This is a genomic window from Bradyrhizobium sp. 179, from assembly GCF_023073535.1.
Lineage (GTDB): Bacteria > Pseudomonadota > Alphaproteobacteria > Rhizobiales > Xanthobacteraceae > Bradyrhizobium.
This window is the reverse complement of sequence record NZ_JADPJR010000131.1, coordinates 109,473-122,644: the sequence shown is the minus strand read 5'-3', so window position 1 is coordinate 122,644 and position 13,172 is coordinate 109,473. Positions and strand designations below refer to the sequence as shown.

Annotated in this window: 11 protein-coding genes; 8 read left to right on the top strand and 3 right to left on the bottom strand. The window is 63.4% G+C overall.

Annotation, left to right across the window (positions count from 1 at the left end; translation table 11 throughout):
* Positions 1-65: 65 nt before the first annotated feature.
* From IVB12_RS30865 to IVB12_RS30840, 6 genes are all read left to right on the top strand, one after another.
* Positions 66-620, top strand: coding sequence for a cytochrome c family protein (locus tag IVB12_RS30865; RefSeq protein ID WP_247304874.1), 555 nt, complete (start codon positions 66-68; stop codon positions 618-620).
* A 210-nt stretch (positions 621-830) separates the two neighbouring features.
* Positions 831-2,732: an extracellular solute-binding protein gene (locus IVB12_RS30860; protein ID WP_247304871.1), complete on the top strand. Its 1,902-nt coding sequence runs from the start codon at positions 831-833 to the stop codon at positions 2,730-2,732.
* A gap of 14 nt (positions 2,733-2,746) precedes the next feature.
* The gene (locus IVB12_RS30855; RefSeq protein WP_247304869.1) at positions 2,747-4,621 is read left to right on the top strand and encodes an extracellular solute-binding protein; all 1,875 of its coding nucleotides are present in this window, start codon (positions 2,747-2,749) and stop codon (positions 4,619-4,621) included.
* Between the two features lie 2 nt (positions 4,622-4,623).
* Complete coding sequence (locus IVB12_RS30850; protein ID WP_247304866.1) at positions 4,624-5,733, top strand: microcin C ABC transporter permease YejB; 1,110 nt, start codon at positions 4,624-4,626, stop codon at positions 5,731-5,733.
* Positions 5,733-6,911 (top strand): ABC transporter permease, encoded by a 1,179-nt coding sequence (locus tag IVB12_RS30845; protein WP_247304864.1) that lies wholly within the window; start codon positions 5,733-5,735, stop codon positions 6,909-6,911. The genes IVB12_RS30850 and IVB12_RS30845 overlap by 1 nt, the downstream gene beginning before the upstream one ends.
* A gap of 4 nt (positions 6,912-6,915) precedes the next feature.
* On the top strand, positions 6,916-8,553 hold the full coding sequence (locus IVB12_RS30840) for an ABC transporter ATP-binding protein (RefSeq protein WP_247304862.1): 1,638 nt from the start codon (positions 6,916-6,918) through the stop codon (positions 8,551-8,553).
* A gap of 46 nt (positions 8,554-8,599) precedes the next feature.
* Here the strand turns inward: IVB12_RS30840 and IVB12_RS30835 are convergent, their stop codons facing one another.
* Both IVB12_RS30835 and IVB12_RS30830 read right to left on the bottom strand, forming a co-directional pair.
* Positions 8,600-9,445 carry a C40 family peptidase gene (locus IVB12_RS30835; protein ID WP_247304860.1) on the bottom strand — a complete coding sequence of 282 codons (846 nt, stop codon included), beginning with the start codon at positions 9,443-9,445 and terminating at the stop codon, positions 8,600-8,602.
* Positions 9,438-10,811 (bottom strand): leucyl aminopeptidase family protein, encoded by a 1,374-nt coding sequence (locus IVB12_RS30830; RefSeq protein WP_247304858.1) that lies wholly within the window; start codon positions 10,809-10,811, stop codon positions 9,438-9,440. Before IVB12_RS30830 ends, IVB12_RS30835 begins: the two co-directional genes overlap by 8 nt.
* Before the next feature lie 196 nt (positions 10,812-11,007).
* Between IVB12_RS30830 and IVB12_RS38500 the strand changes: the two genes are divergently transcribed.
* Positions 11,008-11,211, top strand: coding sequence for a hypothetical protein (locus IVB12_RS38500; RefSeq protein WP_346657762.1), 204 nt, complete (start codon positions 11,008-11,010; stop codon positions 11,209-11,211).
* Positions 11,212-11,339: 128 nt separating this feature from the next.
* Positions 11,340-12,152 (top strand): tetratricopeptide repeat protein, encoded by an 813-nt coding sequence (locus IVB12_RS30820; RefSeq protein ID WP_247304854.1) that lies wholly within the window; start codon positions 11,340-11,342, stop codon positions 12,150-12,152.
* Between the two features lie 37 nt (positions 12,153-12,189).
* Here IVB12_RS30820 and IVB12_RS30815 read toward each other — a convergent pair whose 3' ends face one another.
* On the bottom strand, positions 12,190-13,164 hold the full coding sequence (locus IVB12_RS30815) for a type II secretion system F family protein (protein ID WP_247277841.1): 975 nt from the start codon (positions 13,162-13,164) through the stop codon (positions 12,190-12,192).
* Positions 13,165-13,172 lie beyond the last annotated feature (8 nt).

The following is a 13,172-nucleotide window of genomic DNA, read 5'->3' as shown; positions in this document are numbered from 1 at the left end:
CCCGAGGCTCGTCCTGGCGGCCGCTTGGGCCGCCGTTTCCTTCTTGCGGTGGGGCCTGGCCGGAAATGGATTCTTTCGAACTCAACAAGATTCTCGGTGCTGTTCTTGGCACCTGTCTCGTGCTGCTGGTGACGAGCTTCACCGCCCAGGCGCTTTTCTCGCCGAAGATGCCGGAAAAGCCGGGCTTCGAGATCGCGGTGAAGGAAGATGCCGGCCACGGCAAGGAGGGCGGCGCCGCCGCTGCGGCCTCCTCGGAGCCGATCGAAAAACTGCTCCAGACCGCCTCCGTCGAAAAGGGCGCGGCGGCCGCCAAGAAGTGCGGCGCTTGTCATACTTTCGAAAAGGGCGGCCCGAATCGCGTCGGTCCGAACCTTTATGGCGTCGTCGGCGAGCCGAAGGGCGAAGGCCGCGGGTTCAACTTCTCGGCGGCCATGAAAGCCAAGGGCGGCACCTGGACGTTCGAGGATCTCAACAAGTTCATCGCCAATCCGAAGGGCTTCATCCCGGGCACTGCAATGGGCTTCGCCGGTATCCCGAAGGATTCCGAGCGGGCCGACGTCATTGCCTATCTGAATTCGTTGTCGGAGCATCCGCAGCCGCTGCCGACGGCGTCTAAGTAAGCCTCAAAGTTCTCTCTTGGAATCTGCGGCCAGGCTGAAAAGCCTGGCCGTTTGCTTATCCGGCCTCGCGGCAACGCTATCGGGGCGTTTGGCCGCATCCGAGAGGCCGGCTGGGCTTTCAAGATGAGCAAAAAGCAACATATTCGGTCGAAACCTCGCCTATATTGGGAACTTAAAGGAGTAGCCTCCTTCAAGACAGGGAATGTTGATTTGGCCATTACCCGACGCGATCTCCTGCTCACCGGCACTGCGGCCGCAGCTCTCCCCGCCCTCGGTTCCATGGGCCGCGTTTCCGTCATCGGCACGGCAGCGGCGCAATCAGCCAATGAAAATGGGCTTCCTTGGCGCCATGCTCTGTCGCTGTTCGGCGACATCAAGTACCCCGCCGACTTCAAGCGCTTCGATTACGTCAATCCGGATGCGCCCAAAGGCGGCGTCGCCCGCCTGATCTCGATCGGCACCTTCGACAATTTCAACCTCGCGGTCGCCGGCATCAAGGGCTCCCTCGCTCCAGCTGCGGCGATGATCTACGAAACGCTCATGACCCGGGCGCAGGACGAGGTGGCGACCGAGTACGGCGAACTTGCCGAGGCGGCACAACATCCGGACGATTTTTCCTGGGTGATCTATCGCCTGCGCAAGGAAGCCCGCTGGCATGACGGCAAGGCGGTGACGCCGGAGGACGTCATTTTCTCGCTGGAGACGTTCAAGCAGCAGAGCCCCATGTACGCGTCCTACTATCGCCACGTGACCAAGGCGGAGAAGGTTGGCGAGCGCGACGTCAAGTTCAGCTTCGACGGGCCGGGCAACCGCGAACTGCCGACCATCGTCGGTGAATTGACCGTGCTGCCGAAACATTGGTGGGAAGGCACCGACGCCCAGGGCCGCAAACGCGACGTCAGCGCGACCACGCTGGAGATCCCGCTGGGCTCCGGGCCGTACCGGATCAAGGAATTCGTGGCGGGACGCTCGATCAAGCTGGAGCGGGTGAAAGATCATTGGGGTGCCAATCTCCCCAGCCAGATCGGCACCAACAATTTCGACGAGCTCCGCTTCGAGTTCTTCCGTGACAACCTCGTGGCGCTGGAAGCCTTCAAGGCCGACCAGGCCGACTGGATCGCGGAAAACTCCGCCAAGCAGTGGGCGACGGCCTACGACTTCCCGGCGGTGGCGGAGAAGCGGGTCATCAAGGAAGAATTTCCGATCAACGATTCCGGCCGCATGCAGGCCTTCGTCGTCAACATCAGGCGTCCCCAATTCAAGGACGCGCGGGTGCGGCGCGCCTTCAACTATGCCTTCGATTTCGAGGAGATGAACAAGCAGCTCTTCTTTGGTCAGTACAAGCGCATCAACAGCTATTTCGAAGGCACGGAACTCGCCGCGACCGGGCTGCCCCAGGGCGAGGAGCTGCAGATCCTTGAAACCGTAAAGGACAAGGTGCCGCCGGAAGTTTTCACCACGCCTTATCAGAATCCGGTTGGCGGCACTCCAGAGGCCGTGCGCGCCAATCTGCGCGAAGCGGCAAAGCTGCTGAAAGAGGCAGGTTTCGAAGTTCGCGACCACAAGCTGGTGGACGCCTCGGGCAAGGTTCTGACGGTCGAAATCCTGGTGCAGGACCCCTCATCCGAGCGAATCGCACTGTTCTACAAGCCGTCACTGGAGCGAATCGGCGTCAATGCATCGGTTCGTACCGTCGATGATGCGCAGTACCAGAATCGGCTGCGCAGCTTCGACTTCGACATGATCATCGATCAATGGGGCGAGTCGCTCTCGCCGGGCAACGAGCAACGCGAGTTCTGGGGCTCGCAGGCTGCCGACGTGCCTGGTGCGCGCAACACCATCGGCATCAAGAACCCTGCCGTGGATGCCTTGATCGAGAAGGTGATCTTCGCCAAGGATCGCGCTGGCCTCGTCGCCGCCACCCATGCGCTCGATCGCGTGCTGCTCTGGAATTTCTACGTGGTTCCGCAGTTCACCTATCCGTTCGCGCGCTATGCCCGCTGGGATCGCTTCAGCCACGCCGAGCCAATGCCGAAATATGGACGGTCCGGCCTGCCGACGCTGTGGTGGTATGACGCCGAAAAAGCGGCGCGGATCGGAAAACGCTCTTGAGGGAGCCTTTGCGCATGGCGCAGCTTTCACGCCGGCATGTGCTTGCTCTGGCTGCCGCCGGTGCGCTCGGCGCCACCTGGCAGCGCGGCGCAACGGCATCGGAAATGCCGGCCGAGGCCCACGGCATCTCGGCGTTCGGCGATCTCAAATATCCCGCCGATTTCCATCATTTCGATTATGTCAATCCGGGCGCGCCGAAGGGCGGCACGTTCTCGCTCATCCCGTCGACGAAATCGTATAACCAGTCCTACCAGACCTTCAACTCGCTCAATGCCTTCATCCTCAAGGGCGACGGCGCGCAAGGCATGGACATGACGTTTTCGCCGCTGATGGTGCGGGCGAGTGACGAGCCGGACGCGATGTACGGGCTCGCAGCCAAATCCGTGCAGATATCGCCGGACCGGCTGGTCTATCGCTTCACGATGCGGCCGGAGGCGAAATTCCACGACGGCACCAAGCTCACCGCGCATGATGCGGCGTTCTCACTGACCGCGCTGAAGGCCAAGGGGCATCCGCTGCTCATCGTGCAGCTCCGCGACATGGTGAGCGCGGAAGCGATCGACGATGCCACGCTCGTCGTCACCTTTGCCAAGGGGCGGGCGCGCGACGTGCCGCTCTATGCCGCGGGCCTGCCGATCTTTTCGAAAGCGTATTACACGTCCCGGCCGTTCGACGAATCGACGCTGGACATTCCGCTCGGCTCGGGGCCGTACAGGGTCGGGAGATTCGAGGTCAATCGCTACATCGAATTCGAGCGGGTCAAGGACTGGTGGGCTGCCGATCTGCCGGTTTGCCGCGGCAGCTACAATTTCGACGTCGTGCGTTATGAATTCTATCGCGACCGTGATGTCGCCTTCGAAGGCTTCACCGGCAAGAACTATCTCTACCGTGAGGAATTCACCTCACGCATCTGGGCGACGCGCTATGACTTCCCGGCCGTCAAGGATGGTCGCGTCAAGCTCGAGGTCGTGCCCGACGAAACGCCGTCAGGCGCGCAGGGCTGGTTCATCAACACGCGGCGTGACAAGTTCAAAGACCCCCGCGTGCGCGAAGCCCTCATCAATGCCTTTGACTTCGAGTGGACCAACAAGACTATCATGTACGGCGCTTATGCCCGTACGGTGTCGCCGTTCCAGAACTCGGATCTCATGGCGGGCGATGGGCCTCCTTCGCCGGACGAGCTGAAGCTGCTGGAGCCGTTTCGCGGCCATGTGCCGGACGACGTGTTCGCGACCCCATTCACGCCGCCGGTCTCGGACGGCTCCGGGCAAGACCGGAGCCTGTTGCGCAAGGCGCAGCAATTGCTAAACGAAGCCGGTGTGCCGATCAAGGATGGCAAGCGGGTGCTGCCGAACGGAGAGGTGTTCAGGATCGAATTCCTGCTGGACGAGCCCTCCTTCCAGCCGCACCATGCGCCCTACATAAAGAACCTGGGGACGCTGGGCATCGAAGCGAGCGTGCGCCTCGTCGATGCGGTGCAATACAGGGCGCGCCAGGAAGAGTTCGACTTCGACATGACGATCCAGCGCTTCAGCATGTCGGCGACGCCGGGCGACGCCATGCGCGCATTCTTTTCTTCGCAGGTTGCGGCGACCAAAGGCTCATACAATCTCGCAGGCGTCGCCAGCCCGGCCATCGACGCCATGATCGAAAAGATCATGGCGGCGGACAGCCGAGAAGATTTGACCGTCGCGTGCCGCGCCTTTGACCGTCTGTTCCGCGCCGGCCGATATTGGGTGCCGCAATGGTACAACAAGACGCACCGGCTGGCTTATTGGGATCAGTTCGGCCACCCTCAGAAGCTGCCGCGTTATGCCAACGGCGTCGGCGCACCCGACATCTGGTGGCATGAACCCGCCAAGGCCGCCAAGCTCGAGCAGGCGAAATAATCATGAGCGCCTATATCGCCCGCCGCATCCTCTTGATGATCCCGACGCTGCTCGGGATCCTCTTCGTGTCCTTTATCGTCGTGCAGTTCGCGCCGGGCGGCCCGGTCGAGCGCGTGATCGCGCAGCTCTCCGGCGCTGACACCGGCGGCAGCTCGCGCATATCGGGCGGCGGCGACTTCGCTCAGCGTGCACCGGGGCAAGTCGGGGCCGGTGGCGACGCTATCAACTCGAAATATCGCGGCGCGCAAGGTCTTGATCCTGACTTCATCAAGAAGCTCGAGGCACAGTTCGGTTTCGACAAGCCGGCACCGGAACGCTTTCTCCTGATGGTCTGGAATTTCGTGCGCTTCGATTTCGGCAAGAGCTATTTCCGCGACGTCAGCGTGATCCAGCTGATCAAGGAGAAGCTGCCGGTCTCGATTTCGCTCGGGATCTGGCTCACTCTGATTACGTATCTGATCTCGATCCCGCTTGGCATCCGCAAGGCGGTCAAGGACGGCACGCGCTTCGACACCTGGACGTCGACCGTGCTCGTGCTTGGCTATGCCATTCCCGGATTTCTGTTCGCCATCCTCCTCATCATCCTGTTTGCCGGCGGCTCCTTCTTCAATTGGTTCCCGCTGCGTGGACTGACCTCGGACGGCTGGTCGCAGTTTCCCTGGTATTGGAAGATCCTCGATTATTTCTGGCATCTGACGCTGCCGCTGATTGCCATGGGGCTCGGCGCGTTCACCACCATGACGTTCCTGACCAAGAATTCGTTCCTGGACGAGATTCGCAAGCAATATGTTATGACCGCGCGCGCCAAGGGGTGCAGCGAGGGCCGGGTGCTTTACGGGCATGTGTTCCGCAATGCGATGCTGATCGTGATCGCCGGTTTTCCAGGGACGTTCATCCACGCCTTCTTCTCGGGCTCGCTGCTGATTGAGACCATCTTCTCGCTGGACGGGCTCGGGCTGCTCAGTTTCGAGAGCGTGCTCAACCGTGACTATCCCGTGGTGTTCGGCACGCTCTACATCTTTTCGTTGGTCGGACTCGTGATCAACCTGATCTCCGACCTGACCTATATGTGGATCGACCCACGAATCGATTTCGAGGCGCGGGAGGTCTGATGACAATTACCGCGCCGACGCCGATCGAGACCACGACGCAGTCTCCGCTGGGTGAGGTCGTTCCAATCACCCGCAAGTCGTTCGCACCTTCGCCGCTCAACAGGCGGCGATGGCAGAACTTCAAGGCGAACCGCCGCGGCTATTGGTCGTTCTGGATCTTCATTATTCTGTTCGTGGTCTCACTGTTCGCCGAGTTGATCGCCAACGACCGGCCTTTCCTGATCAAGTTCGACGGCCGGCTCTATTGGCCCGCCTTCGTGACCTATTCGGAAACCACCTTCGGCGGCGACTTCGAGACCGCGGCCGACTACCGCGATCCCTATTTGCAGAAGCTGATCAAGGACAAGGGCGGCAGCATCGTCTGGCCGCTGATCCGCTATTCCTACGACACCCACAATCTTGACCTGCCGACGCCGGCGCCGTCGCCGCCGACCTGGATGCTGACCGAGAAGCAATGCAAGCCGGTGGTGGAGAAGAAGGGGCTGAAGAGCTGCCGCGACCTCGAATACAACTGGTTCGGCACCGACGACCAGGGGCGCGATGTGGTCGCACGACTGATCTACGGCTTCCGCATCTCGGTACTGTTCGGCCTGTGCCTCACCATCATCTCGTCGGTGATCGGCATCGCGGCGGGGGCGGTGCAGGGCTATTTCGGCGGTCGGGTCGATCTGATCTTCCAGCGCTTCATCGAGATCTGGACGGCGATTCCCTCGCTCTACCTTCTCCTGATCCTGTCCTCGGTCCTCGTGCCCGGCTTCTTCGTGCTGCTCGGCATCCTGTTGCTGTTCTCCTGGGTCTCACTGGTAGGTCTCGTGCGGGCCGAGTTTCTGCGCGGGCGCAACTTCGAATACATTCAGGCGGCGCGGGCGCTTGGCGTGTCCAATCAGGTCATCATGTTCCGCCACCTGCTGCCGAACGCCATGGTCGCGACCATGACGTTCCTGCCCTTCATCGTGTCGAGCTCGGTGATGACGCTGACGGCGCTCGATTTCCTGGGCTTCGGCCTGCCGCCGGGATCGCCTTCGCTGGGCGAATTGCTGTCCCAGGCGAAAGCCAATGTGCAAGCACCTTGGCTCGGCTTCTCCGGCTTCTTCTCGGTCGCCATCATGCTGTCGCTGTTGATCTTCATCGGCGAAGCCGTGCGCGACGCCTTCGATCCGCGCAAGACGTTCAGGTGAGCCGATGGACGCGATCAACCAGCCTCTGCTCAGCGTGCGCGATCTCTCGGTCGCCTTCCACCAGGGCGGCGCCACCACGCTCGCGGTCGACAAGGTCTCGTTCCAGATCAAGCGCGGCGAATGCGTGGCGCTGGTCGGCGAATCCGGCTCCGGCAAATCGGTCAGCGCGCTCTCGATTTTGAAGCTGCTGCCCTATCCGAACGCCTCGCATCCCTCCGGCAGCATCCGCTTCAAGGGGCAGGAGCTGATCGACCAGTCCGAGCAGCAGATGCGGGAGATTCGCGGCAGCGACATCTCCATCATCTTCCAGGAGCCGATGACCTCGCTCAATCCGCTGCACACGATCGAGGCGCAGATCGGCGAGATGATCCAGCTGCATAATCCGACCAGCAATGCCGAGGCGCGCAAGCGGACGCTCGAGCTATTGACCCAGGTCGGTATTCCCGAGCCGGAGACGCGGCTGAAGAGCTATCCGCACCAGCTCTCCGGCGGCCAGCGCCAGCGCGTGATGATCGCGATGGCGCTCGCCAATGAGCCGGACCTCTTGATTGCGGACGAGCCGACCACGGCGCTCGACGTCACCGTGCAGGCGCAGATCCTGGCACTGCTCGCTGAGATTCGCGCGCGGCTCGGCATGAGCCTGCTGTTCATCACCCACGATCTCGGCATCGTCCGCCGCATCGCCGATACGGTCTGCGTCATGAAGGGCGGCGTGATCGTCGAGCACGGGCCGGTCGAGCAGGTCTTCAAGACCCCGAAGCATCCCTATACGCGCGACCTGCTCGCGGCGGAGCCGAAGCCCGATCCGGCGCCGCCGCAGCCGGGTGCGCCGCTGGTGATGTCGGCCAACGATCTGAAGGTCTGGTTCCCGATCAAGCGCGGCTTGATGCGCAAGACGGTCGGCCACATCAAGGCGGTCGACGGCGTCAGCCTCGCCGTGCGCAAGGGCGAGACGCTTGGCGTCGTCGGCGAATCTGGCTCGGGCAAGACCACGCTGGGGCTCGCACTGCTAAGGCTGATCTCGTCGAACGGCCGGATCGTGTTCCTGGGCAAGGACATCCAGGGCCTGCGCTTCAAGGAAATGCGACCCTTCCGGCGCGACATGCAGATCGTGTTCCAGGATCCGTTCGGCTCGCTCAGCCCGCGCATGTCGGTCGCCGACATCATCGCCGAAGGCCTCTCCGTGCATCAGCCGAATCTCTCGCGTGAGGAGCGCGAGGGCCGCGTCGTCAAGGCGCTCGAGGATGTCGGACTCAATCCAGAGACGCGCTTCCGCTATCCCCATGAATTCTCCGGCGGCCAGCGCCAACGCATCAGCATCGCCCGGGCGGTGGTGCTGGAGCCGGATTTCGTCGTGCTGGACGAGCCGACCAGCGCGCTCGACATGCTGTTCCAGGCGCAGATGGTCGATCTTTTGCGGGAGCTCCAGCGCAAGCGCGAGCTCACCTACATGTTCATCTCGCACGACCTGCGCGTCGTCGCCTCGCTCGCCAGCCATCTGATCGTGATGCGCGGCGGCAAGGTGGTCGAGGAGGGGCAGGCCGCCGAGCTGTTCAACAACCCGAAGACGGATTACACCCGAGCGTTGTTCGCCGCCGCGTTCCGGCTGGAGACTGCGGGCAACGGCTCGGTCGCGACGTAGTGCTTCAGCTCTCCGTACGGGAGAGCTGTCGCCCGCCGCTACGAGATTAAGCGAGCCGGTTGATCGCGGCGACCTCGCTGCCGGCTTGCCTGATCCGCGCAATCGCCGGCCCGGTCGGTTCGATCACGGTGGCCATGTGATAGGCGTTGGCGTGAACCATGGTGGCCCCGTCGCGCACGATGGCGACGTGGCCCTTCCAGAAGATCAGATCTCCGCGTTGCAGCTTGTCCCACTCATGCGCCTCGAGCGCGCGGCCGACGCCTGCCTGCTGCATGTCGCTGTCGCGCGGGCAGCCGATGCCGGCAGCAGTCAGCGAGACTTGCACCAGGCCCGAGCAATCGATGCCAAAGCTGCTTTTACCGCCCCAGAGATAGGGCGTGCCGACGAAGCGCTCGGCGACGGCGACGAAGTCCGGCTCGCGATGATCGAGCGGGACGAGATGGGTCTTCGGCAAGAACGTTCCGGCGCGCGTCACCGCGAAGGCCCCATGCTCGCGCACGATCGTGAGCTTTGATCCAAGCACCAGCGTGTCGGCCGGCGGTAGCTTGATTGAAGGGCCGGGAAACGCAAACGTCCGGAGTACACTGACGACGTGGGTTGGCGTTGCCGCGGGGCGAGCCAGGCCTGCATCCGGCAACCAGCCGACATACCCGTCGGCATTGAGCTGGCCCCAGGCCCAGCCTTCGCCGTTGCGGTCGTAAATGGTGACGCGCTCACCGCGCAGCGCCTCGGTCATCAAGGTCGCATTCGAGGATGGCTGCTCACGCACGGCTGCGATGGCCTCGACCACCTCGAATTCCTCGCCAGTGACGAAGCGATTCGCCTCCACCTTGCCTTCGAGATATTTCGCGGCGATGTCGCCCCGCACCGGCGTCAGCCGTGGATCATGCATAGCGCTCACTCAGCAATGAATAGAGAGCGCGCGCAGCCTGGCACTCGCCGCCCTCCGGCCGCGCCGGCTTCGCCGACGGCGTCCAGCCGTAGATGTCGACATGCAGCCAGCTCCTGGCATGCTCGACGAAGCGTTGCAGGAACAGCGCGCAGGTGATCGAGCCGGCAAAGCCGCCCGACGGGGCATTGGTGATGGTCGCCGTCTTGGAGTCCAGCCAGGCATCGTAAGGCGGCCACAGCGGCATGCGCCACAACGGATCGTTCTCCCTCACCGCGCAACGTGCGACGTCGGCCGCCACCGTCTCATCATTGGTGTAAAAAGGCGGCAGATCCGGCCCCAGCGCAACGCGTGCCGCGCCGGTCAGCGTGCCCAAATCGATCAGCAGCTCCGGCTTTTCCTCATCGGCCAGCGCCAGCGCGTCGGCGAGGACGAGGCGGCCTTCCGCGTCGGTATTCCCGATCTCGACCGTGATGCCCTTGCGCGAGGTGAAGATGTCGAGGGGGCGGAACGCGTTGCCGGCGACCGCGTTCTCCACGGCCGGAATCAGCACGCGCAATCGGACCTTCAGCTTCGCATCCATCACCATGCCTGCGAGCGCCAGCACGTTGGCGGCGCCACCCATGTCCTTCTTCATGATCAGCATGCCGCTCGACGGCTTCAGGTCGAGTCCGCCGGTGTCGAAGCAGACGCCCTTGCCGACCAGCGTCACCTTGGGATGAGCCGGATCGCCCCAGCCAATGTCGATCAGTCGCGGCGCACGGCTCGAGGCCATGCCGACGGCATGGATCAGCGGAAAATTCGTCTTCAGATCTTCACCGATGGTGCAGGCGAAGCTTGCGCCGAAGTCGGCGGCGAGCGCCTGCGCGGCTGCGGCGAGCTGCTCCGGTCCCATGTCGTTGGCCGGCGTGTTGATGAGATCGCGTGCCAGCATCGCCGCATCGGCCATGCGATTGATCTCGGTCGCGTCGACGCCATCAGGCGGCACCAGCCGGACGCCGGGCCGGTCAGCCTTGCGGTAGCGGGCGAAGCGGTAGCTGCCGAGCGCGAAGGCCAGCGCCGCCAGCCGTGCATCGTGCGGTGAATTGGCAAAGCGATAGGTGCCCGGCGGCAGCAGGCCAGGCAGGGCGCCCGGCCGGAACAGGTCGCGCGATCTGGCGCCTTCGTCCTCGAGGCCGAACAGCACCTGTGCAATTGCGCCGTCCGGCGCGGGCAGCGCGAGATAGCCGCCAGGCTTGGCGGCAAAGGCGCTCGCGGCCGCGAACTGGCGCTGCGCCGCGGGTAGCGTTTCGGCGACCTGATCCCAGCTCGATTTGGTGACGAAGGTGATCGGTATGGCAGTGGGCGACGTCTCGAAGACAGAAGGCATTGGCGGGTCCGGATCGTCAGATCAAGCAGTCGTGCGAACGGACGAGACTTCGCAGAGTTTCGGCGCCGCCGCAATCGGCTTTGCTGTCACCGTTCAGCGAGCCGCTACTCGCAGCGAGGAGGCCATGCTAGGTTCCGAGCACGGCCGCCACATATGGAAATCGCCGGCGGCCGACGACGCCTGCCGGGAGGATGCAATGGAAATTGTGTGGAGCGCAGTCACATTCATCGGCCAGGCCGTCGAGGCGATTTTCGGCTATGTCGAGCATCATCACTGGATCTTCGCGTTCCTTGCCGGCGGCTACGTCTTCTATCTGCACGACCGCTCGGTCCATGCGCGGTTCGATGCGCTGGACAAGCGCGTCGATGAAATCCGCAAGCGACTTGCCATCGAATATTGACCGGCGGGGCGCAACCGCCGTCGGGAAGCTCTCGTATCTCCCACTCGTCGGTGTTAACTGGCCGTTAGGGTTAACAGTCTATTGCTGGCGCGTTCGGCTCGATCAATCGGCTCGAGATTCAAAGCGTCATGCGTCAACGATTCAGTCTTGCCCGGCTTCTTGCGTCCACCTCGCTGGCCGCGGCGTTGGCCATGGGCCTCGGCGGCTGCACGGGCATGTCGAAGCTCTCCGAGATCACCGGCTCGGTCGGGCCGCGGGCGGAAGCCGCTCCGGCCGATCCCGCGCGCGCTGCCGAAGTCTATGGCGAGCGCTATCGGGCCAATCCCAAGGATGCTGACGCCGCGCTCGCCTATGGCCAGGCCTTGCGCGCCAATGGCCAGCGCGCCCAGGCCGCCGCCGTGCTCGAGCAGGCGACCATCGCCAATCCCGGCAACAAGGCGCTGCTCGCCCAGTACGGCCGCGCGCTCGCCGACAACGGCAATTTCCAGCAGGCCTTCGACGTGCTGTCGAAGGCGCATTCGCCCGACAATCCGGACTGGCGCCTGCTCTCGGTGCAAGGTACTGCGCTCGATCAGATGGGCCGGCACGACGAGGCGCGCTCCTATTATGCGAGCGCCCTGAAGATCGCACCAGGTGATCCCGGCGTCCTCTCCAATCTCGGCCTGTCCTACATGTTGACGAGGAACCTGCCGAAGGCCGAAGAGGCGCTGCGACAAGCTTACGCTTCGCCGCGCGCGAGCGCCCGGGTGCGGCAGAATCTCGGTCTGGTCGTCGGCCTGCAAGGGCGCTTCGCCGAAGCCGAGACCATCGTGAAGGCGGACCTGCCGCCGGACCAAGCCGCGGCCAATGTCGCCTATCTCAAAGAGATGCTGAACCGCAACGACGCTCCGCGCGGGGCACCGAAGCGGACGCCGGTCGCCTCGCTCGGCCAGCCCGATTGATCGGCCTGATCTTGGACCGCGCGCAGGGCCTCTCGCGTCAGTGCAGCTCGGTGATCTTGATGCCGGTCGGTCCGAGAATGACGACGAACAGGACCGGAAGAAAGAACAGGATCATCGGCACCGTCAATTTCGGCGGTAGCGCAGCGGCCTTCTTCTCGGCCTCATTCATGCGCATGTCGCGGTTTTCCTGCGCCATGACACGCAGGGAATGCCCGAGCGGCGTACCGTAGCGCTCTGCCTGCTGAAGCGCCAGACAGACCGACTTGACGCCTTCGAGCCCGGTGCGCCGCGCCAGGTTCTCATAGGCCATCTTCCGGTCCTGCAAGTAGGACAGCTCGGCCGTGGTCAGCGCGAACTCCTCCGACAGCGCGATCGATTGGCCGACGATCTCGGTGGCGACCTTGCGGAACGCCATTTCGACCGACATGCCGGATTCGATGCAGATCAGCAGCAGGTCGAGCGCGTCCGGAAAGGCGCGCTTGATCGAGAGCTGGCGTTTGGAGATCGCGTTCTTGAGGAACAGCATCGGCGCCTGGAGGCCGAGATAGGCCGCGCCGACGCAGATGCCGATCTTGACCGGCAGCGCCTGCTCCAAATGCGCGATCAAGAAGACGTAGATGGCGGTACCGATGAAGAGCGCGATCGGAGCGACCATGCGGGCAAACAGGAAGGTGATGTAGGGCGCCTGGCCGCGGTAGCCCGCCATGATGAGCTTGTCGCGGGCGGCCTCCTGCGCCAGCCATTTGGTGAGGTTGAAGTCCTCGACCACCTTGGAGACGAGCTGCTTCGGCGACTGGCGCAGCGAGACCTTCTCGTTCTTGTTGAGGCGCTCGCGCTCGCGCTGCCGGAGGCGCTCACGCTCGCTCGCCACCGCCTTCATGCGCTTGGAGAGTCCCTCGCCGGCAAACAGCGGCATCACCAGCGTATAGACGGTGGCGCTGGCGGCAATGGCCGCCAGCAGCATGGTCATGAAGCGGACGTCATGTAGCTTCGAAACGAGAAACTCGACCATACGGCACC

What these genes read in the sequence shown, in the direction of transcription:
- IVB12_RS30820 (WP_247304854.1), top strand. Translation starts at nt 11,340, where the DNA reads ATGCGTCAACGATTCAGTCTTGCCCGGCTTCTTGCGTCCACCTCGCTG.
- IVB12_RS30835 (WP_247304860.1), bottom strand. Translation starts at nt 9,445, where the DNA reads ATGCATGATCCACGGCTGACGCCGGTGCGGGGCGACATCGCCGCGAAA.
- IVB12_RS38500 (WP_346657762.1), top strand. Translation starts at nt 11,008, where the DNA reads ATGGAAATTGTGTGGAGCGCAGTCACATTCATCGGCCAGGCCGTCGAG.
- IVB12_RS30815 (WP_247277841.1), bottom strand. Translation starts at nt 13,164, where the DNA reads ATGGTCGAGTTTCTCGTTTCGAAGCTACATGACGTCCGCTTCATGACC.
- IVB12_RS30840 (WP_247304862.1), top strand. Translation starts at nt 6,916, where the DNA reads ATGGACGCGATCAACCAGCCTCTGCTCAGCGTGCGCGATCTCTCGGTC.
- IVB12_RS30830 (WP_247304858.1), bottom strand. Translation starts at nt 10,811, where the DNA reads ATGCCTTCTGTCTTCGAGACGTCGCCCACTGCCATACCGATCACCTTC.
- IVB12_RS30850 (WP_247304866.1), top strand. Translation starts at nt 4,624, where the DNA reads ATGAGCGCCTATATCGCCCGCCGCATCCTCTTGATGATCCCGACGCTG.
- IVB12_RS30865 (WP_247304874.1), top strand. Translation starts at nt 66, where the DNA reads ATGGATTCTTTCGAACTCAACAAGATTCTCGGTGCTGTTCTTGGCACC.
- IVB12_RS30855 (WP_247304869.1), top strand. Translation starts at nt 2,747, where the DNA reads ATGGCGCAGCTTTCACGCCGGCATGTGCTTGCTCTGGCTGCCGCCGGT.
- IVB12_RS30845 (WP_247304864.1), top strand. Translation starts at nt 5,733, where the DNA reads ATGACAATTACCGCGCCGACGCCGATCGAGACCACGACGCAGTCTCCG.